Origin of the sequence: Brevibacillus laterosporus (assembly GCF_030489605.1) — a bacterium.
Lineage (GTDB): Bacteria > Bacillota > Bacilli > Brevibacillales > Brevibacillaceae > Brevibacillus_B > Brevibacillus_B laterosporus_E.
This window is the reverse complement of record NZ_JAUKFY010000009.1, coordinates 135,464-155,038: the sequence shown is the minus strand read 5'-3', so window position 1 is coordinate 155,038 and position 19,575 is coordinate 135,464. Positions and strand designations below refer to the sequence as shown.

At 42.8% G+C, this 19,575-nt stretch carries 15 protein-coding genes; 11 read left to right on the top strand and 4 right to left on the bottom strand.

Going from position 1 to position 19,575, the window contains the following annotated elements; translation table 11 throughout:
* Window positions 1-12: 12 nt before the first annotated feature.
* Complete coding sequence (locus QZ995_RS12220) at window positions 13-720, top strand: ABC transporter ATP-binding protein (protein WP_301807141.1); 708 nt, start codon at window positions 13-15, stop codon at window positions 718-720.
* Window positions 721-791: 71 nt separating this feature from the next.
* Here QZ995_RS12220 and QZ995_RS12215 read toward each other — a convergent pair whose 3' ends face one another.
* The 3 genes from QZ995_RS12215 to QZ995_RS12205 form a co-directional block, all read right to left on the bottom strand.
* Window positions 792-1,982: a glycosyl hydrolase family 18 protein gene (locus QZ995_RS12215; protein WP_301807138.1), complete on the bottom strand. Its 1,191-nt coding sequence runs from the start codon at window positions 1,980-1,982 to the stop codon at window positions 792-794.
* Between the two features lie 161 nt (window positions 1,983-2,143).
* The gene (locus QZ995_RS12210) at window positions 2,144-3,568 is read right to left on the bottom strand and encodes a HAMP domain-containing sensor histidine kinase (protein WP_301807136.1); all 1,425 of its coding nucleotides are present in this window, start codon (window positions 3,566-3,568) and stop codon (window positions 2,144-2,146) included.
* On the bottom strand, window positions 3,565-4,281 hold the full coding sequence (locus QZ995_RS12205; protein WP_301807134.1) for a response regulator transcription factor: 717 nt from the start codon (window positions 4,279-4,281) through the stop codon (window positions 3,565-3,567). Before QZ995_RS12205 ends, QZ995_RS12210 begins: the two co-directional genes overlap by 4 nt.
* A gap of 147 nt (window positions 4,282-4,428) precedes the next feature.
* Between QZ995_RS12205 and QZ995_RS12200 the strand changes: the two genes are divergently transcribed.
* The 8 genes from QZ995_RS12200 to pruA all read left to right on the top strand — a co-directional run bounded on the left by QZ995_RS12200 (window position 4,429) and on the right by pruA (window position 15,007).
* Window positions 4,429-5,472: a DUF3048 domain-containing protein gene (locus QZ995_RS12200; RefSeq protein ID WP_301807131.1), complete on the top strand. Its 1,044-nt coding sequence runs from the start codon at window positions 4,429-4,431 to the stop codon at window positions 5,470-5,472.
* Between the two features lie 141 nt (window positions 5,473-5,613).
* Window positions 5,614-5,904, top strand: a complete 291-nt coding sequence (locus QZ995_RS12195) for a YerC/YecD family TrpR-related protein (RefSeq protein WP_003335673.1) — start codon at window positions 5,614-5,616, stop codon at window positions 5,902-5,904.
* 15 nt (window positions 5,905-5,919) lie between these two features.
* Window positions 5,920-6,621 (top strand): heptaprenylglyceryl phosphate synthase, encoded by a 702-nt coding sequence (locus tag QZ995_RS12190; protein ID WP_301807128.1) that lies wholly within the window; start codon window positions 5,920-5,922, stop codon window positions 6,619-6,621.
* 206 nt (window positions 6,622-6,827) lie between these two features.
* Window positions 6,828-9,185: a DNA helicase PcrA gene (pcrA, locus tag QZ995_RS12185; RefSeq protein ID WP_301807126.1), complete on the top strand. Its 2,358-nt coding sequence runs from the start codon at window positions 6,828-6,830 to the stop codon at window positions 9,183-9,185.
* Window positions 9,186-9,216: 31 nt separating this feature from the next.
* Window positions 9,217-11,223, top strand: coding sequence for an NAD-dependent DNA ligase LigA (ligA, locus tag QZ995_RS12180; protein ID WP_301807124.1), 2,007 nt, complete (start codon window positions 9,217-9,219; stop codon window positions 11,221-11,223).
* A 37-nt stretch (window positions 11,224-11,260) separates the two neighbouring features.
* Window positions 11,261-12,202, top strand: coding sequence for a WD40/YVTN/BNR-like repeat-containing protein (locus QZ995_RS12175; RefSeq protein WP_301807121.1), 942 nt, complete (start codon window positions 11,261-11,263; stop codon window positions 12,200-12,202).
* A 19-nt stretch (window positions 12,203-12,221) separates the two neighbouring features.
* Window positions 12,222-13,298, top strand: coding sequence for a CamS family sex pheromone protein (locus tag QZ995_RS12170; RefSeq protein ID WP_301807118.1), 1,077 nt, complete (start codon window positions 12,222-12,224; stop codon window positions 13,296-13,298).
* A gap of 161 nt (window positions 13,299-13,459) precedes the next feature.
* Window positions 13,460-15,007 carry an L-glutamate gamma-semialdehyde dehydrogenase gene (pruA, locus tag QZ995_RS12165; protein ID WP_301807115.1) on the top strand — a complete coding sequence of 516 codons (1,548 nt, stop codon included), beginning with the start codon at window positions 13,460-13,462 and terminating at the stop codon, window positions 15,005-15,007.
* 207 nt (window positions 15,008-15,214) lie between these two features.
* On the opposite strand, the gene QZ995_RS12160 is transcribed toward pruA, so the two are convergent.
* Window positions 15,215-16,471 (bottom strand): helix-turn-helix domain-containing protein, encoded by a 1,257-nt coding sequence (locus QZ995_RS12160; protein WP_301807114.1) that lies wholly within the window; start codon window positions 16,469-16,471, stop codon window positions 15,215-15,217.
* 456 nt (window positions 16,472-16,927) lie between these two features.
* Between QZ995_RS12160 and QZ995_RS12155 the strand changes: the two genes are divergently transcribed.
* Window positions 16,928-18,421 (top strand): methyl-accepting chemotaxis protein, encoded by a 1,494-nt coding sequence (locus tag QZ995_RS12155; protein ID WP_301807113.1) that lies wholly within the window; start codon window positions 16,928-16,930, stop codon window positions 18,419-18,421.
* A gap of 88 nt (window positions 18,422-18,509) precedes the next feature.
* A complete protein-coding gene (gene asd, locus QZ995_RS12150; RefSeq protein WP_031412067.1) occupies window positions 18,510-19,355 on the top strand; it encodes an archaetidylserine decarboxylase in 846 nt (281 codons plus the stop codon).
* The last annotated feature ends 220 nt before the right edge of the window (window positions 19,356-19,575 follow it).

The window sequence follows — 19,575 nt, the reverse complement described above, 5'->3', positions numbered from 1 at the left end:
GAGGGAAGAGCGATGGCATTATTGGAATTGAAGGAGGTTCATACCTATTACGGTGGCATCCATGCGTTAAAAGGTCTAAGTATTACGGTAGAGCAGGGAGAAGTTGTAACTCTTATAGGTTCTAACGGAGCTGGAAAATCAACTACCTTAAAAGCCATATGTGGTCAAGTACGTGCCAAAGAAGGCCAAGTGTTATTTAACGGGCAAGCTATTACCGGTAAAAAACCGCATGATATCTCAGCATTAGGAATTGCCCATGTTCCGGAGGGAAGGCGGATATTTCCAAAATTGACTGTTAAGGAAAATTTGGAGATGGGGGCCTTTTCTATCAAGGATAAAAAAGTGATTGAAGAGGGAATCGAACGAGCCTTTCATTATTTTCCGCGCTTAAAAGAACGAGTATCTCAAAAAGGCGGCACGATGTCAGGCGGTGAACAGCAAATGTTGGCTATCGCCCGTGGATTAATGATGAAGCCCAAAATTCTGATGTTAGATGAGCCATCTATGGGATTAGCTCCCATTTTAGTTGAGCAAATCTTCGAGATCATCACGGAATTAAATCAAGAAGGTATGACCATCCTGTTGGTAGAACAGAATGCAAATCAGGCACTTGCCATTGCACACCGAGGCTATGTCATCCAGACGGGTGAGATCATTTTGAAGGATGATGCCAAAAATCTGCTATCTGATCCTCAGGTGAGAGAGGCGTATTTGGCATAGAATAGCAACAAAAACCTTGAAATTCACTCCAGAATTCAAGGTTTTTGTTGTATACAGGGCTTGCCTTAAGATTAATGAATGGTATCTGTTTTCCAGACATCAATTTGACCGGAAAGGTTATCCCAAATGGTTGGGTCTTCTAGTCCCAAGCGCCAGAGAGCTATCCCAGCCAGATCATATTTCTCAATTAAATCTAGCTTGGAACGGGTGCTAAAAGAGTTTTCAAACCAAACAATGTGCATATTCCCCGCTTCATCCATGTATTGCATATGGGGGGAGAGACGTTCCTGATCCCAATTAAGAGTGGCCCCGTGGATTTTGCTTTGCTCCATAAGACTTTTATAGGACTGATACTCGGCTTTTTCACCGCTGCTGTTCCAGTTCCAGCCATACCCGGCAACCCCGAGTAAGATTTTTTGCGCAGGAACCCCCTGTGAGAGTGCATAGCGCACCGTATCTTCAACCCATTGAATGGAGGCAACAGGTCCTGGCTTGGTTCGCGGATTATGCTCATCATAGGCCATGATCACCAATCGATCAGCGTAGCGGCCCAGTAGCTTGTAATCAAACCAAGGAGACCATGCATTGGAACGTTCATCGCCTGTATTAGCAGGAACACAGACTGTGACGGTCTTGCCATACCGGTGCATCAATTGCGTTACATTTTTCACCAGCTGAGTGAATGCAAACTTGTCTTCTAAATATAGATTTTCAATGTCCAAATTAACGCCGTCATAGCCCATGGAAAGCACTTCGCGTTCTAAATTCCGCAAAAAATAACGCTGATTCTTAGGATTGCGTAAGATATCTCGCGCAACATCTTTTCCTTTTTGGATGGAACCATAGAACAGATTATGAACTAACAGATAGACTTGAACCTGATTGGCATGAGCCCGATCTATGATCTTTTGCTGCTCTTCTTTGGAAAGGGTTGTTGTTAAATATCCAGGATTTTTATCATCTAGCTTATACCAAAAGGGTACGATTGTACTAAGCTGTTCATGCTGAGCAGATAAGGTCGGAAGAGATCCAGGATAAGGCTCCTCCGATTCTGTATAAAACCCAAGCACCTCTCTGGGTCTGGTGCTGGAAATTACGTTTTGTATAGTAGGAGTCTCGTGAACGGATGCAAAGTGGGGAGAAGTATTTCGAGCAGAGGCAGCGGATTTATTTTGGGATGGTGAACCCGATTGACAAGAAGCTACCAGCAAAGAGCTAATCACCAACAACAAGATGAAGACGCGTGAGAAGAGACGTGGCATTTCTTCTCTCCTTTCTAATCATAAAGGTAGTTTTATCCTGATTGTTAGTTTTAACATGTGGCAATTGACAAAAAGTTATACACGTTACTTGCAAAAATAGGTTTATGCTGGGAGAGCGTAAAAAACGGTAACCGGGAAAATTCCTCCCAATTACCGTTTTTTTATTCTAAATGAGATTGCTTTTGCGGCAAGGTCGCAATAAACATAACCCCCTGCTGCTCAGAAATATTTTTAGCCGTAATCGATCCCCCGTGCGCTTCCAGAACAGCACGTGCAATAGCGAGGCCTAAGCCGTGCTTACCCGTTTTCCCTTTGCGGAAACGTTGGAATAAATAGGGCATGACGCTTTCTTCAATAGGCGGACCGTCATTAGAAATAGCGATTTCGATTTGTTCTTTTACCGCTTCGGCTGTGATGGTGATTGTGGTTTTGGCGTATCGTAGCTGATTTTCCACAATATTAGTAAAAGCACTGTAAAGCTGTTCGCCATCGCCCTTCATTGGTAGGGTTTCCGGTATCTCGATCTGCCATGCTAAATGTGGGTGCAGAAGATGATAGCGCTGATGTAGCAGTCCTATCATTTCTGTTAGGTCTAATGAAGCAAAGGTCATCATTTTATCAACTGATTCTACTTTGGTTAAATACAAGAGTTGTTCAACCACATTCTCCAAACGGTTGCTTTCCTCCATAATAATGGACAAGCCTTTTTTGGCCTCAGCACCTTGAAAAACGCCGTCTATCAACCCTTGTGCATAGCCTTGAATCGCCATAATTGGCGTTTTTAATTCATGGGAAATATTTTGCACAAAATGTTGCTGAGATTCGTCATGATCCTTCAATTGCTTTTTCATCATGTCAAAGGAGCGAGCCAACTGACCGATCTCATCCTTGCGATCAACCATTAGAGGAATGTCAAATTGGCGGCGCGCAATCTTTTGGCAGGATTCTTCTAAACGGCGTAAGGGGGTACTTAAATACCCGCTAAACCAACCAGCTAATAACAAGCTGACAAAGATAAAAAAGGCAAAAATAATGAAGAATCTTTTGGTAAGCATGTTATTGATTTGAATGATTTCGTTTTCCTTTGTAAATATCACTAGGTAATAAGGGAATCCAAAATAATCCATTTTTTGGCTTACCATCAAGAAATTTTCATTATCCCACTCGGTGCTTCCTTTATAAGGGGTTGAGCCTTTGTGAGCAGAAGCTTCTTTAAAAAGTCCAGCTGCAACCTTCAATGGAACGCCTTTCTTGGGCAGATGCTGGAACCCGATCAGTTGACCATCTGTACTAAACACCATCATCTGAAAAGAATAATTATAGTCTTGTAACAATAACCTCAGCATTTGTGGAGAGGTGAAAGCTGGCAGCGGTACAAGCTCGTGCTTTTGCGTAAAGGAGATTTTCTCCGACACCTTCTCAATTTCATCTTCAAGCAATGAATACGTATTATCCAGTAGAATCTGCTTTAAAGTATACGGATAAAGAATGGCTACACTTGCCCCAAGCACGATTGTCATGGATAAAAACAGTAAAAAAATTTGTTTGGCTAACGGCATGTTCTGTAACGAAAATTTTCCTCTCATTTCGTCATCCGGTAACCAAAGCCATATACCGTCTCCAATGGAAAATCAGGCATCTTTTTACGAATCCGTTTTACCAGATCATCCACGGCACGATCTGATCCGATGTAGTCATCGCCCCAAACAGCCGTAAGGATTTGCTCGCGCTGCAAAGCTTGACCCTGATTTTTAATAAAGTAAAGCACCAAATCAAACTCTTTTGTCGTTAAATCAATCATTTGCTCGTTTTCCTTAACCAATCTGCCTTTTTCCGAAATGAAATACGAAGAGACATTTATCCAGTCCTCATACACTGCCGGAGATTGGGCAGTTGTTGTTACAGATAGTCCAGTCTTTTCATAGGTTCGATGCAACAAACGCTGTGTGCGAATAACTAGCTCACGAGGCAAAAAAGGTTTTGCCAAATAGTCATCGCTGCCTAGCTCGAGCCCGATAATTTTATCAATATCCTGATCCCGAGCAGAAATGAACATGATCGGAACGTCTTCCCATTTATTTCGGATTAATCTAAGAAGCTCGTATCCATCTATATCAGGCAACATAATATCAAGAATCCATAAGTGCGGTTTCGTATCGTCAAGAACAGCCAGAACCTCTTCACCGCTCTGAAAAGTTTTTACTTCAAGTCCTGCCCGTACAAGATAGGAGCGCAATAGCTCTAATAAATTCGTTTCATCATCAACCAGATAAACCAGATAAGGTGTGGTCTGAGTCATGGTCATCCTTCCTTTCTATCTATCATAGTACCATAGCTTGCATAAAGACATGTGGGAACCACATAGAAGGAATGTGGGAAAGTTGTGGCAGGAATTATGCAGAACTTGCTCGAAAAATAGTAGGGACAAAAAAGGAGTGAGGCATATATGACACATTTCTGGAAGTATGCGGTTGTCGTTGTTTCAGCATCAGCTTTATTGGCATCATGTAACCCGTTTGCAAATAAAGAACAACCACCGCAACCCAATCCAGTAACGCCACCAGTTTCTGAACCTTTACAAGAAAAGACATTTCCTTATACAACTCCGCTTACAGGGATGGGGGTGGATGAGCGAATCGATCATCGTCCCGTAATGGTTATGATTAATAATCATCCAAAAGCTAGACCGCAATCTGGACTGGATAAAGCTGATATCGTGTACGAAGTGCTGTCGGAAGGCGAAGTGACACGCTTTTTAGCCATTTTTCACAGTCAAACTCCTAAAACGATTGGACCAGTAAGAAGTATTCGCCCGTACTTTATTAAATTGGGCAGAGGATTGGATTCCATTCTGGTGCATGTAGGCGGCAGCCCGGATGCTCTTTCCATGCTTAAAGGCGCAGATGACGATCTTAATGAGATCAGTAACAGCATGTATTTCTGGAGGGAAAAATTCCGTTCCGCTCCTCATAATGTATATACCGATCTAAGCCATATCGAAAAAGCAATGCAGGCGAAAAATATGCGTATGACCTCTGATCTGCCGTTTTTCCCCTTCCTGCCTAAAGATACCAAAATAGAGCAAGGACAGCCTGCAGCAGAAATTAAGATCAAACCGCATCCGCAATACTCGCTTAGTTACAAATATGATGCGGATAAGGGGAAATATTTACGCTTTACACAGGGTGAGGCTCATAAGGATCTAACATCAAACAAACAACTTGAAATCACGAATGTACTGGTGATTTCAACTAAGCATAAGGTGCTGGATAATGAAGGCCGGCGTGAGGTCGATGTAAATGGTCCTGGAAAAGGCTATCTGTTCCAGCAAGGAAAAGCAAAACCAATCAAATGGGCGAGAAAGGATGGCGTTATTCGAGCATTTGAGGACGATGCCCTAACGAAGGAAATCCCTTTGCTTCCGGGCAATACATGGGTAAACATCGTGCCGAATACACCAAGCCTAGACCAGCATCTTAGCTTTCAATAACCAAACTTTAGGAAACAGATAAAATTGATAAACATCGTCTTGCGCAGAGAAGTCTTTTGCTCTATCATGAAAGCAGAACTTTAGTGCTTAAAAACTTTACAGAGAGAAAAAGTTCCCAAGACGATCACGGGGTGATTTTTCATGCAATTAGAGAAATTGAAGGGTAAGGGAATTGAACAACTTTTTGAATCAATCTTGTCCTTAAAAGACATGGAAGAATGCTATAAATTTTTTGATGATCTATGTACGGTAAATGAGATGCAGTCACTTGCTCAACGCTTGGAAGTGGCGCGTATGCTGCGTAAAGGATATACCTATAACCACATTGAATCAGAAACAGGTGCGAGTACAGCGACGATCTCTCGTGTTAAGCGATGCCTTAATTACGGTAATGATGGTTACCAACTGGCATTGGATCGGATCGGTAAATAAAGCGGAGGTATCAACGTGATTGAATTTAGCAACTGGCGACATGTTTTTAAACTCGACCCAGAAAAGCCTATTGAAGACGATCAATTGGAGCAAATCTGCGAGTCAGGTACAGATGCGATTATTGTAGGGGGAACCCTTGGTGTCACATTTGACAACACGCTTGACCTAATGTCGCGCATTAGACGCTATGCTGTACCGTGCATGCTGGAGGTCTCCAATTTGCAGGCCATTGTTCCAGGCTTTGATGGCTACTTTATCCCTATCGTTTTAAATGCAAGCAATCCAGATGTGATTTTTGCTCCGCATGTAGAGGCTCTAAGCTCACTGGGAAGCTATATACATTGGGATGATATTGTAGCGGAAGGGTATTTGGTGTTTAATCCGGATTCTGCGGTAGCTGAGGTAACCGGCGCTCGTGCCATTTCGTCAAAAGCAGAAGCGAAGGCTTACGTGCAAACGGCAACGAAATTATGCCGTTTGCCAATCGTGTATATCGAATACAGCGGTACATATGGCGACCCGCAGATGGTTGAGGCATGCAAAACAGCTTTGGATGAAGGACACCTCATGTATGGCGGCGGGATTACGGATGCAAGCCAAGCCCGTGAAATGGCAGCAATCGCCGATACAGTGGTTGTTGGCAATATCATCTATGATTCTTTGGAACAGGCTCTATCTACTGTTGCTGCGGTAAAAGAGACAGAGCGTCGTTTCTAGTTTAGTTTTACTCACACATGATTTACAGGAAACTCCTTGAGCCAATGCCGAGGAGTTTCTTTTCTTTCAGATAAAAAATGGAATAAAAAAGGAGTCTTTTTTCCTAAAAGAGTGAGTGGCATAACAGGGAAAGTTATGACAAAATAGGAACATATGCTTTCTTTTGGGACGAAGGAAAAGAAGCAAAATGAAAGGTGGCTTACGGCATGTTAACTCAAGATAATTTTTTCGCGGGTTTAAATCCCGAACAGAAAAAAGCAGTGGAGACCACAGAGGGACCAGTGCTGATTCTGGCAGGTGCAGGCAGTGGTAAAACCCGCGTTCTTACCCAACGAATTTCATATTTAGTTGGATATAAGCAGGTGTTTCCTTGGAGCATTCTTGCGATTACCTTTACGAATAAAGCGGCTCGTGAGATGAAAGAACGTGTAGAAAGAATGGTTGGTCGGGATGCTGGAGCGGACGATATTTGGATTTCTACCTTCCATTCACTGTGTGTACGCATTTTACGAAGAGATATAGATCGGATTAACATTAGCCGTAATTTTACCATTTTGGATGCGGGCGATCAGTTGACTGTGGTCAAGCAGTGTATGAAAGAGCTAAATATTGATGTGAAAAAATTTGAACCCCGGTCTATTTTAGGCGCAATTAGCGGAGCGAAGAACGAATTGCTTGATCCAAAGCGTTATGAGCAAGTAGCGGGAGATCAGTTCCAGCGCATTGTAGCACAAGTGTACGAGCTGTACATGAAGAAACTGAGAACGAACCAATCGCTTGATTTTGATGACCTGATCATGACGACAATTCGTTTATTTAAAGAAGTGCCGGAAGTGTTGGAATTCTATCAGCGCAAGTTCAAATATATCCATGTAGATGAGTATCAGGATACAAACCGAGCCCAATATATGCTGATTAGCATGCTTGCCGACATGCATAAAAACATTTGCTGTGTGGGTGATGCAGACCAGAGTATTTACAAATGGCGCGGTGCTGATATTTCGATCATTCTTAACTTTGAGAAGGAATATCCTCATGCGAAATTAATAAAGCTGGAGCAAAACTACCGCTCGACGAAAAATATCCTAGAAGCGGCTAACCACGTCATTAAAAATAATAAGAACCGCAAAGAAAAAAATCTTTGGACCAACAAAGAGGCAGGAGACAAAATTTATTGCTATCAGGCTGAATCAGAGCATGACGAAGCCTACTTTGTTGTGGATATGATTCGGGAACAACTGAAAACCTATAAACGATACGATAAATTTGCCATTTTATATCGTACGAATGCCCAGTCGCGTGTACTGGAGGATGTGCTGGTTAAATCGACTATTCCTTATACCATCGTCGGAGGCACGAAGTTCTACGATCGCAAGGAGATTAAAGATGTACTGGCTTATTTACGCTTAGTATCCAATCCTGACGATGACATCAGCTTGACCCGTATTATTAATGTACCAAAGCGTAATATAGGGGATACTACGGTAGAAAAGCTGCAGGCCTATGCAGGCGCACATGGTTTGACACTCTTTCAGGCCATTCAGGAAGTAGCGTATATGGGGCTGGCCGCTCGAACAACCAATGCTATTTTAGCCTTCTCGGATATGATTAAGAACCTGATGCAGATGGTGGATTATTTAAGTGTAACCGAGCTTGTGGAGGAAATCCTGAAGCAATCGGGCTATCGTGAATCATTAAAAGAGGATAAATCACTAGAAGCAGCGGCTCGCTTAGAAAACATTGACGAGTTTCTGTCTGTTACGCAAGAGTTTGAGAAAAAGAGCGAGGATAAAACCTTGCTGGCTTTTCTAACGGACCTAGCATTGGTGGCAGATATTGATTCTCTTGGCAATGATGATACTGAGGAAGCGGTACCAGACGATGGGCAAGTCGTGCTAATGACCTTGCACAGCGCAAAGGGCTTGGAGTTTCCTGTTGTCTTCCTAGTGGGTATGGAGGAAGGAGTTTTCCCGCATAGTCGTGCTCTGTTTGATGACAGTGAAATGGAAGAGGAACGACGTCTGGCTTATGTGGGAATTACTCGTGCCGAACAAAAATTATTTATGACACGAGCAAGAATGCGTACGCTATATGGACGTACAAATATGAATATGCAATCCCGCTTTTTCACGGAAATACCAGAGGAACTGCTTACTGGTGACCTCGGCTCAGGCGGTGGGTCTGAAGGTGGTTTTGGTTCAAGCAGTGTCTTCGGCTCAGGCTCAGGATTTGGTGCTGGCCGCAAAGGTCAAACTGGTCGATTCGGTGCAGGCGGACGTACAGGGGGTACATTTGGACGTTCCCCTAAACCTACAGAATCAACTGTCTCAATGCAGCCAAGCGCATTTCGTGGCTTGAACCAGGCAACAAAATTGCCGGCACACGGAGCAGCCTCACAAACAGATTGGAAGGTAGGAGATAAGGCTAAGCATGGTAAATGGGGAACAGGAACAGTGGTTAGTGTTAAAGGTGCAGGTGATAACACCGAGCTGGATATTGCCTTCCCTAGCCCAGTAGGCATTAAGAAATTACTTGCTAAGTTTGCTCCTATTGAAAAAGGTTGATTTTGAACGAACGGAAAGGATGAAGAGATACGTGGATCGTGTTGCTGCAGAACAACAAATTGCAAAACTAAAGAAACGGATTGAAGAGGAAAGCCGTCATTATTATACAGAGGATAATCCGCAGATTACGGACCAGGAATATGATCAAATGATGCGTGAATTGCAAGACCTGGAGGACCAATGGCCGGATATGGTTACTCCTGATTCTCCTACCCAGCGTGTCGGAGGTATGCCATTGCCTTTTTTTGAAAAGGTTGTGCATAAAACACCGATGTTAAGCCTTGGGAATGCTTTTGATGAGGATGATTTACGCGATTTTGATCGTCGTGTGCGTCAGGGCTTAGGAAACCAAACTGTTCGCTATGTCTGCGAATTAAAAATTGATGGGCTAGCTGTCTCTCTTCGTTATGAAAACGGACTTTTCGTAAAGGGAGCAACACGTGGAGACGGGACTACCGGGGAGGATATCACCCAAAACCTGAAAACGATTCGCTCTATTCCGTTGCGTTTACCAGAACCAATTACCATGGAGGTTCGGGGAGAAGCCTTTATGTCAAAAACTGCTTTTGACCGCTTGAATAAAGAACGGGCGGAGCGAGGAGAAGCATTATTTGCTAATCCGCGCAACTCAGCGGCAGGTTCCTTGCGTCAGCTAGATCCAAAGATTGCAGCCTCTCGCTCTCTTTCCACGTTTATTTATCAGATCGGTGAAGTAGAAGGGCATCAGATTGATTCTCACAGGGAGGGCCTTACTTTTCTAGAACGGCTAGGCTTTTCAGTGAATCAAGAACGCCGTACCTTTGATGATATAGAAGAAGTGATAGAATTTGTGCAAAGCTGGACGCTCAAACGCCCAGAGCTCTCTTATGAAATTGATGGTATGGTGATTAAGGTAGATAGTTTTGCTCAGCAACAGGAGCTTGGTTTTACGGCAAAGAGTCCACGCTGGGCGATAGCTTATAAATTCCCGGCTGAAGAGGTCGTGACGCAGTTAAAGGATATTGAGGTGTCAGTCGGGCGTACCGGAGTGGTGACACCTACAGCGTTGCTTCAGCCTGTCATCTTGGCTGGAACTGAAGTAAAACGAGCATCTTTACACAACGAAGACATTATTATGAAAAAAGGTCTGCTCTTAGGTGACTACGTGCTTGTAAAAAAAGCAGGTGACATTATACCTGAGATTGTAGAAGTGTTAAAGGAACGACGCACGGGAGAAGAACGTCCATTTATGATGCCGACCCACTGCCCGGAGTGTGCGAGCGAATTGGTTCGTCTGCCGGATGAAGTGGCATTGCGTTGTATTAATCCAGAATGTCCAGCCGTTATTCGTGAAGGAATGTCTCACTTTGTATCCCGACAAGCGATGAATTTAGATGGACTTGGAGAGAAAGTGGTAGCTTCGCTATTTGCCGCAGGTCTCATTACAAGCGTCGCCGATTTATATTATCTGCACGATAAGCGGGAACAACTGTTACAATTAGAGAGAATGGGTGAGAAATCTGTCGATAAGATGCTGCAGGCAATTGAAGCTAGCAAGGAAAATTCTGTGGAGCGCCTACTTTTCGGATTAGGAATTCGATTGGTGGGAGCCAAAGCAGCGAAGGTACTTGCTGAGCAATTCGGTGACATTGATCATATCATGCAAGCGACAGCAGAAGAGCTGATCGCTATTGACGAGATCGGTCCGAAAATGGCTGAAAGTATCTTAACCTATTTCTCCATGCCGCAAGTACAAGAATTGATTGAGAAGCTCAAGAATGCTGGTGTGAACATGAAATATAAAGGTGTTCGCGTCCAAGCAGGAGAGGATCTTCCCTTCTCAGGTAAAACAGTAGTCTTAACCGGCACACTGACGCAATTAACACGGCAGGAGGCTGAGGAAAAGATTGCTATGCTTGGCGGCAAAGTAACAGGGAGCGTTAGTAAAAAAACCGATCTCGTAATTGCTGGCGAAAAAGCAGGCTCCAAATTAGAAAAAGCTGAAAAATTGGGTATAACTGTACTGGATGAAGAGGCATTTTTAGCGCTATTATCATAGGTGGGCTGAGGAGATATTAAGCAAAGGTGTGAAGGTGATGGATAGATTCACGCTTAAACAAATGGGAGCAAGCATTAGTGTGCTCCTTTTGCTCAGCGGTTGTGCTACTGCAACACATAAGTCGGTTAAAACCGAAATCGTAGATGCGGGCCAGACAATGGAAGAACCTGTTGTGAAACAATCGGTTAAATTGGCTCAGATCACAGGTGAACTGACGTACCAGGATGTGTTGCAAAAAGGGGACAGTATCAATTCATTGGCCCTAGATCAAGGGGGAGAACAAGTCTGGCTGGCAACGCATGCGGGACTCTATGCATCTGCGGATCATGGATTATGGGGAGCAGTTGCAGATGAGCTGGAACAGGCGGATGTCAAGACGATCTATTTTGATCCGAAGAAGCCTAAACAGGTATATGTAGCCGGCGCAAAGGTTTGCAAGGTATCTAAGGATGGGGGAAAATCCTGGAAACGGATAGAGGGCGGATTGCCACAAGGGTATGACATTCAATCTCTAATCGGAGTTCCAACCGATAAAGGTACATTCCTCTATGCATTTGTGAACCGTGAAGGCGTATATGAATCAACAGATGCCGGTTCTAATTGGCATTTACGATTCCCTATTGATACAGTAGAAGGATATGATTTGGATTATGTACCCAGTGAGCATAAATTGTACGTACTAACTCAAAACGAACTGTTATCAATAGATATACATGATGGCGATTGGCAGGTTGAATGGCGAGAAAGCGATTCGCATATTTATTCAATTGCAGTTAATAAATCTACAGACACCTTATATGCAGCAAGTGATAAAGGTATTTTAATGAAGGATGGCAGGGAGTGGACTCTCCTATCCTCAGACCTTCCAGAAAAACTGATTAATATCTCCTACGGTACAGCCGATACACCTATCATCGGAATTGGAGAATCAGCCCAAATCTATAGATACAGCCAAGAAAAGTGGAAAAAGTGGGAGTAACAAGTAAGGAGTTTGCAATATGAAAACGAAAAGAAAGCTTGTACGTTGTCTTTGCTTCCTGATAGCTTGTTCGGTGCTGTTGTCAGCATGTTCATTATTACCGGGAAAGAAGGATAGCGCAGATCCGGTAGCGCCTGCCGTGTCTTCTGTTTTACAGGTGGACGAAAATTACTACGGCAGCGCCGCCATGCCTTATCAAAAGAACCAAACACGAGGCATGCTTAGCTCTAATCCTAAATATCGCATTGATTTTAGTCACCTAGAGTATGGCATGATGGAAATTGCAAAAGAAAGCTTTTCTCCGAGTTCGTACTTGTTTCAGGAAGGCCAGCGGATCTCCCGCAAGCAGGTAACCACTTGGATTGAATGGGAAAAGAAGAACCCGGAAGGTTTAAATCCGGATAAAGCCAATAAATTGCTTGTCAATGTGCTGGAGCATAATTATCTGGATAAAAAAGATCAAAAGCTGGCGGGTATAGTCTTGGGTCTATCTTTATCCCCCATTTATCAAGATCCGTCTGGGGTGGAAAAACGGTTAAGTGTGGACGAGCTCCGGGCAAAGGGGCAACAAATCGCTGCCAAAATCGTCATGAAGGTAAGAGCGGAGAATCCGCAGATACCGCTTGTTGTAGCGATGTATCAAGTGCCAGAATCAAGCTCTAACCTAGTACCGGGTAATTTTATCATGTCTGGTATCGTGAATGCGAATGACAGCAGTGTTACGAAATGGCAGCCCATCAATGAAGAATATTTCCTGCTGCCAGGAGATGCGGCATACAGTAAGTATCCACAGGCCTCCTTGCAATTCGAGAAATTGATGAAGCAGGGGCAGAGCTTCTTCCAGGAATTTGTGGGAATGACAGGTACGGCACGCTTCTTAAATGGGGATTTGACGGAGTTGACCATCAATGCAACCGCCGAGTATGATTCACGGACAGAAGTGATTCAGTTCACACAAATGATTGCTCAAGCAATAGATCAATATATAGATAAAAGGGTTCATGTAAACTTTTATGTTCAGTCCATCAACCAACCATTAGCGATTTATGTGCGACCGGCTGATGGAAAATCGTACATGCATATCTATCGAAATTAACACATGTGTATAAACAGAGTGAGACACCAATTAGACAGAACTGTTCAATTGGTGTCTTTTTTCGTACGTTTTTACAGAATTATAAAGAATGGCATATGTCTTGCATAGATTATTTGGTGTAACAAGTTGATCATGGAAGATGAAGTAGGAGGCGAACCTAAGTGCAAGTGGAATTCAAAAATGAACCGTTCGTTAATTTTAATCTGCCTGAAAATAAGCAAGCATTTCAAGCCGCTTTGGATAAAGTTGAAAGCGAACTTGGACGTGAATATGATCTCATCATTGGTGGAGAACGTATCAAAACGGAGAAGAAAAGCCGTTCCATGAATCCTTCCCAAAAAGATGAATGCATCGGGGTTGTTTCTCAAGCTGACCAAGAATTAGCAGAGAAAGCCATTCAAGTAGCAGCCAAAACCTTTGAAACATGGAAACGTGTTGCTCCTACTGCTCGTTCTCGCTATTTGTACAAGGCAGCAGCTATCCTGCGCCGTCGTAAACATGAATTTTCAGCTTGGTTGGTCAAGGAATCAGGCAAAAGCTGGCCTGAGGCTGATGCCGATACAGCAGAAGCAATCGATTTCATGGAATACTATGCAAGACAGATGGATCAATTAGGTCAGCGACATTCACTACCGCGCATTCCTGGTGAAGATAATGAGTTGTACTATATTCCTTTGGGTGTAGGAATTGTTATTCCTCCATGGAATTTTCCGCTTGCTATTATGGTAGGCATGACCACGGCAGCATTGGTAACAGGAAATACTGTTGTTTTGAAACCAGCTTCCACTACTCCGGTCATTGCGGCTAAGTTCATGGAGATTCTTGATGAGGCAGGCGTTCCTGCTGGTGTTGTTAACTTTGTGCCAGGCAGCGGAAGCGAAATCGGTGATTATTTAGTAGAACATACATTAACTCGTTTCATTTCATTTACAGGTTCTCGTGATGTGGGTCTGCGTATTAATGAGCTGGCGGCCAAACACCGTCCAAGTCAAAAATGGATGAAGCGTTTAGTGGCTGAAATGGGCGGTAAGGACTCGATTATTGTTGATAACGATGCTGATCTGGAATTAGCCGCACAAGCGATTACAGCCTCTGCGTTTGGCTTCTCTGGTCAAAAATGCTCGGCTTGCTCCCGGGCAATCATTCATGCTGATGTATACGACGAGGTACTGGCACGTGTTGTTGAGCGTACGAAAGCATTAACAGTAGGAAATGTCAGCAACCCTGAGTTCTTCACAGGTCCAGTGGTGGATGAAAAAGCATATAATAAAATTTTGGAATATATCGAGATCGGAAAACAAGAGGGTAAATTAATGGCTGGCGGAGTAAAAGGGCCGGAGGAAGGCTACTATATTATGCCAACTGTATTTGCTGATGTGGCTCCAGATGCTCGGATTATGCAGGAAGAAATCTTTGGTCCGTTTGTGGCTTTCTGCAAAGCTAAAGATTTTGACCATGCTTTGGAAATCGCTAACAATACAGAATATGGACTAACTGGTTCTGTTATCAGCCGAAATCGTGCTCATTTGGAACGCGCACGTGAGGAGTTTCATGTAGGCAATTTGTATTTCAACCGTAAATGTACAGGTGCACTAGTAGGCGTACATCCATTCGGCGGCTTCAACATGTCAGGAACGGACTCCAAAGCAGGCGGTCCTGATTACCTCCTGCTATTTACACAAGCAAAATTAGTGTCTGAATTATTATAAGCGTCCTGACAAAAAAGAGGGAGCCCTCAGTAGATAAACTACTTGGGCTACCCTCTTTATTTATGAGTAAGATCGAAAACGAGCTATCAAAATGTATGCAGGATAGCTTGGCTGCAGCTACTGTCCAAGACATTGCCCAGCCAAGCTATGCTGCTTGAAAGCATTTGATTTATATCAAAGTGCAGATAACGTTATACCGGAAAACAATTATGATATATACTGTTCGTACAGATAGTAAAAGGAGTCTATCTTGCCAAACCTTAAGTTTATTTTAGCTAACAAGGCTAGTCCTTTCAGCAAATAACGCTGGGATTTGTACTCATTAAAGTAATGTAAGGCTTCTTCTAAATGTGACAGCGCCTCAGAGCCTTTTCCCATTTCACATAAGATAGAAGCATAGACTAACTTGGCCTCTGCGTATGCATGCTCATTTATTGAATGCTCAAAGATTTCTAAGCATAGCTGGCTAGCCTCCTCGTAGCGTTGCAGGCCTTTGAGAATATTAGCATGTTCAATCTTTGATTCAATCAATTTCGCATGGTCTTGAGGGGAGTGAAGCGCCATAGCTCGCGTGATATATTCATGTGCTAGCTGGTAATGCTTTTGCTCGGTATAAATGACGGCTAAATTGTTGTAAATATTAGCCTCTAAAGCAAGAGAAGGAGAGATTTTTAGAATATCTAACGATTTTTCGTAATAGCGCTGGGCTACTTCGTATTGCTTTAAAATTTGGTGGCAAACTCCTAATAATAAATAAATGGACTCCATGCGATATATGGCACGCAGGCTTTTGCAGATCTGTTCTGCTTGCTTGAGATGTTCGATTGCCGAATGGATTTCACCCATGGAGACGTGCATATAGCCAGTAGCATGTAACAGGGTAATATGTAATAAGCCATTAATTTGGTAACGGTTGGTCAATTGCATGGCTTCATTTAAATATGGAAGGGCTTTATCTGCTTTCTTCGTCTTGCAATAATGAAAGCCCAATGAAGTAAGGATACGTACTTGCCACTCATATTTATCAAGTTCCCGGGCAATTTTAATGCTTTCTTGAAAGAGGGATTCCGCAATATCGAAATGACTCCTATTCTCCGATAAGACAGCTTTCGACCAGAGATACATACACGTTTGCTCAAGACTCATTTCAGCGCCTTCTAATTTATTGAACCATTTTTGGGCGATCTCCCAATCCTGTGTATCAATGCTATTTACCAGATGGCGAAAGTTATTTTCGATTTCAATTTTTGTAAAGGCTGGTTTGACAGTTGGAGTAAAAATAGTGGAGAGATCGGTCTGTAATTTCTTAGCTAGTTCTTCCAGGATTTCAGGAGAGGGAACGACATCTCCTTTTTCTATTTGGCTAATATAACTGCGATTGCAAATACCTTCAGCTAGCTCACCCTGGGTTAGGCCTAGCTTTTTACGATATTCTCGAATTCCTTTTCCGATTTGATTGCTCACCTTACCTCACCCTTTTTGTCAGAATTGTTCTATTGTTTATTATACAAGAATTTTCACTATTTTTACATTTCTTATCCTTGATCTTCATATTCTTTTTGTTAACTTAATCGACAAATGTGATGAATCGTCAGTTTTTGTAAAAAATGCTTGAATTTAACCGATTTGCTTCCTTTTTTTAAATTTTTACAAATATCTTTCGATAGAACTATGAAATTTTTACATCTATGGTACGATAAGTATGGTATATAAATAAGACATCATACTTTATACCTGTTTTTCTTGTCATGAAAACCTAGAATCTAGGTAAGCCGATCTGGATTGGCTCCGCACAGCACGACCTACAAAACGATAGATCCGTTGGCTGTTGGGATTGTATTATTTAATTTGTTATCGTCAGAGGCGTTCTATATGACATTATATTCCTCTGGTGGTGTAGGGAAAAGGAGAGCTGCGGGAATGATCAATAGGTTGATCAATGGAACAATTGATTTAGTACGAAATACGTTGACAAACAAAGAAGGATTTATGATCTTCCTTTTATGGGACCATCTTTGGCTGTCGATCATCTATTCATGGTTTACAGGTATATCCGTGTGGAATCTTACATCGGTAGGACTCATTGTGACACTGCTTGTTTCACCCTGGTATTTTATCAAGAAGGATAGTATTTGGTTGCGTTATTTGGTTGCAGTAGGATTTGTCTTTTATTCACTATCCTTTGATCATTTTACACCATATCCAGAAATGGCGATCCTGCCAATCGTAGTGTTGGCATTGATGTCTGCTTATTTAGATTATAAGGTAGTGTTATTTACAGGTTTTTTGTATATAGCATCTATGCTAATTGGTTATCAAACAGATTGGTATACTTTATTTAAAAGTGAGCATGATCTTATTAATCTGGGTCTTCGTCTTGTTGGTGTCGTATTTACTACAATTGTTTCGATATATTTATGCTTGTCGGGGCGTGCCTCCTTGCAGTGTGTAGAAGAGGCTCGTCAGGAAGCAGAGGTGAAAGAGGCTCAGCTTACCGAGCTATTGTCCCGCGTCTCAACTATGATTGAGAATCTGGATGCGACCTCTAACCAAGTGAATGAAAATGCTGACATCACGAAACAAAACACGGATGAAATGCTGGTTGCCTTTAAAGAAGTGGCAACAGGCATGGAACAGCAGGCTCAGTCCACTGTTAAGGTGGAAGAGGATATTCAGTCCATTGATCATGAAATAAAGAAAGTAAATGAACAAGCAAATGAAATGAAAGAGGAAGCCTTGCACAATAATCGCCGTCTTTCTGAAGGCATTGATATGATGAACGATCTAACGGCTCAAATGCAACATATTGTCAGTACGGTCGATATGGCGTCAAATACGATTCATAAGTTAAATCAACAGGCTGGTCAGGTAGAAGCTATTGTGGAAACGATTAATCAAATTGCTACACAAACCAACCTTCTAGCTCTAAATGCTGCTATTGAATCAGCGCGTGCAGGCGAACATGGCCGAGGCTTTGGTGTAGTGGCAGATGAAGTTCGTAAGCTGGCAGAGCAGAGCGCAACGGCAACACAACAGATCGCTAGAATTTTGGAAGCGCTGCATCAGGATACCCAAACCGCTGTAGTTCATATGAAAGAGGGCGAAAGCTCTGTCTCCAAGGGGCAGGAACTAGCCAATAGGACAGTTGAATCCATGGAAAAAGTGCGTGCAGGAATGGCGGGCTTTATGGGATCAGTAGAACTGGTACAGGTCAGCATGGTGCAAGTAAAGCAACGGTCCAGTGAGGTAACAAATGAAGTTTCTACTATTACCTCCATTACCGAGGAATCTGTAGCTAGTCTAGAGCAGCTATTCGCTTCGGCTGAGACACAGCGTGATAAAATCAGCAGTATTACGGAGGAAATTCACCAATTAAACGAGCTTTCACACTCTTTACGTCAGTCTTTGCATTAAGGCTCATGCAGAAGGCCTCTGCTAATATTTGCGGGGAGCCTCCTGTCGTGGTAGAGTAGCAATGTATACCATGAGTAGGAGAGGTCTTATGAAGAAACGTGTGTTTCAAGGGCTAATAAACAAACTTCCGCAAAACGTAATGTCCAGACAAATGGGAAAAGTGGCTAGCTCCCGTTTCAGCCGTTTTGCCATCCAAAAATATATCAATCATTATCAGATTGACGTGTCGGAAATTGAAAAGCCTGTTCGTGAGTATCGCTCGTTAAAGGAATTTTTTACACGCCGCCTGAAACCTGAAGCGAGACCTATCGATATGGATGCTGAGATAGTCAGTCCAGTTGATGGGAAAGTATCCCAGATGGGGGATATTCAACAAGGAACACTCATCCAAGCAAAGGGTAAAACGTATACGGTCAGCCAATTGCTAGGCAATGATGAACATATGGCATGCCGTTTCAATGGTGGCTCCTTTATGACCATCTATTTAAGTCCGCGTGACTATCATCGCATTCACATGCCAGTTGAAGGCAAGCTGTTTAAATACTCCTACCTGCCAGGGAAGCTTTACCCTGTGAACAATATGGGAGTTGAGCATGTTGAACAGCTTTTTGCACGAAATGAAAGACTGATCACATACGTTCAGAGCAAGGCATGTGGAAATGTAGCTGTGGTCAAGGTGGGGGCATTATTTGTAGGTAGCGTAAAAGTAACGTATAATACGCAAACCACGAACGTAAAAAATGGAAAACAAGTTTGTGAAGCGATTGGAGGCACTCCTCTCTTTGAAAAAGGAAGAGAACTAGGCTGGTTTGAATTCGGTTCCACCGTTATTTTGTTGTTTGAAAAAAGCAAAATGAATTGGGCAGAAGGAATTCAAGAAGGCAGTGTGCTAAAAATGGGGCAAAAAATCGCAAGTAGCGTAACTGTAGAATAAGAACACGTAAAAAAAATCCTTTCTGCTGCTTATCTTGATGATAGGTGGGGGCAGAAGGGATTTTTTGTGTTTTTTATAGACATAGAGGTTATAGAGTTGGAGCCCCTTTTCGTTTGCAGCATACAGCCAGCCTAGTTTGTAATAGGACGAGAAGCGAGGCTCTTACTAAGCGAAATTGTTCCATTATTTGCTGAGGCAATTTTTATTCGATATACTGGAA

Coding starts and splice junctions, on each gene's coding strand:
- QZ995_RS12205 (WP_301807134.1), bottom strand. CDS start 4,281: ATGACTCAGACCACACCTTATCTGGTTTATCTGGTTGATGATGAAACG.
- QZ995_RS12175 (WP_301807121.1), top strand. CDS start 11,261: ATGGATAGATTCACGCTTAAACAAATGGGAGCAAGCATTAGTGTGCTC.
- asd (WP_031412067.1), top strand. CDS start 18,510: ATGAAGAAACGTGTGTTTCAAGGGCTAATAAACAAACTTCCGCAAAAC.
- QZ995_RS12215 (WP_301807138.1), bottom strand. CDS start 1,982: ATGCCACGTCTCTTCTCACGCGTCTTCATCTTGTTGTTGGTGATTAGC.
- QZ995_RS12155 (WP_301807113.1), top strand. CDS start 16,928: ATGATCAATAGGTTGATCAATGGAACAATTGATTTAGTACGAAATACG.
- QZ995_RS12220 (WP_301807141.1), top strand. CDS start 13: ATGGCATTATTGGAATTGAAGGAGGTTCATACCTATTACGGTGGCATC.
- QZ995_RS12200 (WP_301807131.1), top strand. CDS start 4,429: ATGACACATTTCTGGAAGTATGCGGTTGTCGTTGTTTCAGCATCAGCT.
- QZ995_RS12195 (WP_003335673.1), top strand. CDS start 5,614: ATGCAATTAGAGAAATTGAAGGGTAAGGGAATTGAACAACTTTTTGAA.
- QZ995_RS12210 (WP_301807136.1), bottom strand. CDS start 3,568: ATGAGAGGAAAATTTTCGTTACAGAACATGCCGTTAGCCAAACAAATT.
- pcrA (WP_301807126.1), top strand. CDS start 6,828: ATGTTAACTCAAGATAATTTTTTCGCGGGTTTAAATCCCGAACAGAAA.
- QZ995_RS12170 (WP_301807118.1), top strand. CDS start 12,222: ATGAAAACGAAAAGAAAGCTTGTACGTTGTCTTTGCTTCCTGATAGCT.